The sequence below is a fragment of the Micromonospora sp. NPDC006766 genome, from assembly GCF_040636055.1.
In the GTDB taxonomy this organism is placed as follows: Bacteria; Actinomycetota; Actinomycetes; order Mycobacteriales; family Micromonosporaceae; genus Micromonospora.
On sequence record NZ_JBEYIX010000127.1, the window covers coordinates 1 to 2,542 of the forward strand.

Here is a 2,542-nt window from a genome sequence, read left to right on the forward strand (position 1 = left end):
TTGATCCGGCCGGTGAACTCCTGCCGCAGGTAGTGCGCGGAGACGCCCTTGAGTCGGTTGACCAGGGTGGAGATCGGCAGTTTCGGCGGGTAGTGGACGAGCAGGTGGACGTGGTCGTCTTCGCCGTTGAACTCCCGCAGCTGGGCACCGAGTTTGTCGCACACGTCGGCCATGATTTGCCCGCATCGGGTGAGCATGGCGTCGTTGAGCACGTCACGCCGGTATTTGGTGACGAAGACAAGATGCACGTGCAGGTTGTAGACAACGCTACGACCACGCCGAATATCGGGGTTTGGCGTCCATCGTGGCGACACAGACGAAATGATAGACTGTGGACGATGAAGATCGCTGTGCAGGTTCGGCTGTATCCGGACGCCGCCCAGGAAGCGACGCTTCGGGCGACGCTGGACTTGTGCAACGAAGCCGCGAACCTCGCCTCGGCTGAGGCGTTCGGGCGGCGGACCTTCGCGAAGCAGGCGTTGCAGCGGCTCACCTACGGGCGGTTGAAGGACATGGGCCTGTCGGCCCAGCCGGCGATCCACGTCGCCCGTAAGGTCGCCGGCGCATACGCCACCCTGAAAGCCAACATCCGGGCCGGCAACCTCGGCAAGCCGGGGTCGAAGCGCCGCCGCAAGGCCGAGGGGAAGCCGATCGGCTTCCGCCGGGATGCCGCACAGCCGTTTGACGACCGGTGCCTGTCGTGGCAGATCGCCGACCGCACGGTGTCGATCTGGGCCGTCGGCGGCCGGCTGAGCCGGGTTCGGTTCGGCTGCTCCAAGCAGCAGCATGCCGCGCTGGCAGCCCACCGCAAGGGCGAGTCGGACCTTGTCTACCGTGACGGCAAGTGGTTCCTGTACGCCACCTGCGACATCCCCGACGTCGAGGTGAAAGACCCTGACGGGTTCCTCGGCGTCGACCTGGGCATCGCGAACATCGCCACCACCAACGACGGCACCCGACACTCCGGCAAACGCTTGAACCGGGTGCGGCACCGCAATCAGCGGCTGCGGGCCAAGCTCCAGCGTATCGGCACCAAGTCGGCCAAGCGGCTGTTGAAGGCCCGACGCCGTAAGGAAACCCGGTTCGCGGCCGACACCAACCATCGCATCGCCAAGCAGATCGTGACCGAGGCCGAACGCACCGGCCGCGGGATCGCCCTGGAAAACCTCACGGGCATCCGCGACCGGGTACGGCTCCGACGGCCCCAGCGGGTCACCCTGCACACCTGGGCGTTCCACCAGCTTGGCCAGTTCATCGCCTACAAGGCGACCCGGGCCGGGGTGGCGCTCGTCCACGTCGACCCGGCGTGCACCTCGCAGGGCTGCTGCGCCTGCGGACACATCGCCAAGGCCAACCGCCCCAACCAAGCCACCTTCCGATGCACGTCGTGCGGCTTCGCTGAACACGCCGACGTGAACGCAGCCCGCAACATCGCCGCACGCGGTGCCGCGGACTGGGTAGCCGTCAGCCTGCCGAACGCGGCGTGACCGATGCAGCCAGCACCGGGCATGATCTGCAAGCTCGGTCCTTCAGGGCCGAGAAGCTGACTGCACGTTGGCGGCCGCCGCTGCGGCGTCGATGGTCATGGCCGCGACGACAAGCCGTGCCGGGCGACCACGCTACGGCTCTGCGTCGTTGCGGAGTCGACGGCCTCGTCACCCGGAGTGAGGATCGCGGTCGCCGCCGCGCCGCGGTCGAGCAGGGCCTTGCGGTTCACCACGGCGACCACGACCGCCACCGCGACGAACAGCCACATGTCCCACGGTTGGGCATCGGGCCAGACCGGGTTGTTCATCTGCGCGTGGAACAGGAACGGCACCAGCAGGCTTCCCCGTGCGGCGTTGAACATCGGCGTGAGGATGACACTGATCGCCACGACGCCGAAGAAGAACGGCCAGAACGCCCACGCGGACTGCTTCGTCCCGCTCAACAGGAACGACGGCGTGTGCCAGAACGCCACCACCAGGCCGAGCAGGAGCCCGGCCCACAGCGGCGAGAATCGCCGCTGCAGCAGCGGCAACGCCACGCCTCGCCAGCCGAGTTCCTCGATGGGGCCGATGAACAGCATCGCCAGCAGGGCCGGCAGCACGGCGTACCACGGCGAGAAGGGGAATGGGTCGTCCAGGTTGCCGGTGATCGCCGCTCCGGCATAGAACACCGCCGGCATGCCGATCAGCAGCACCAGCCACCACGACAGCGACATCCGCCACAACGTGAAGCGACGGAGATAGCTGCGCAGGCCGGACAACCCGTAGTGGCGCCACACCATGAACACGCCCACGATCCCGGGTGCGTAGACCATGAGGATGAACACCGGGTTGGTGTAGCCCATCGGCCCGAAGACCGCCTCGACCTTCGCCTGGAACAGCACGTACAACATGCCCATGCCCCAGGACAGAGCGAACGTGGCGAGGAAGAATGTGCGGACCGACCGGACGGTCAGACCTTGAGGTTCCCCCGATAACGCGGAGGGTTGGTTAGCAGGCTAGAGCCTTCTCTTGGGTGGTGTTCACGGGGTTGGGTGCATCGATGCTCTTTGTGT

At 66.7% G+C, this 2,542-nt stretch carries 3 protein-coding genes; 1 reads left to right on the forward strand and 2 read right to left on the reverse strand.

Features of this window, described 5'->3' with window-relative positions; translation table 11 throughout:
* Positions 1-314 (reverse strand): IS200/IS605 family transposase (tnpA, locus tag ABZ671_RS32640; RefSeq protein WP_357865396.1); only part of this gene is annotated, 314 nt, incomplete at its 3' end.
* Between the two features lie 24 nt (positions 315-338).
* Between tnpA and ABZ671_RS32645 the strand changes: the two genes are divergently transcribed.
* Positions 339-1,487: a transposase gene (locus tag ABZ671_RS32645; protein WP_357865399.1), complete on the forward strand. Its 1,149-nt coding sequence runs from the start codon at positions 339-341 to the stop codon at positions 1,485-1,487.
* Positions 1,488-1,582: 95 nt separating this feature from the next.
* On the opposite strand, the gene ABZ671_RS32650 is transcribed toward ABZ671_RS32645, so the two are convergent.
* A complete protein-coding gene (locus ABZ671_RS32650) occupies positions 1,583-2,386 on the reverse strand; it encodes a CPBP family intramembrane glutamic endopeptidase (protein ID WP_357865402.1) in 804 nt (267 codons plus the stop codon).
* Positions 2,387-2,542 lie beyond the last annotated feature (156 nt).

What these genes read in the sequence shown, in the direction of transcription:
- ABZ671_RS32645 (WP_357865399.1), top strand. Translation starts at nt 339, where the DNA reads ATGAAGATCGCTGTGCAGGTTCGGCTGTATCCGGACGCCGCCCAGGAA.
- ABZ671_RS32650 (WP_357865402.1), bottom strand. Translation starts at nt 2,386, where the DNA reads ATGGGCATGTTGTACGTGCTGTTCCAGGCGAAGGTCGAGGCGGTCTTC.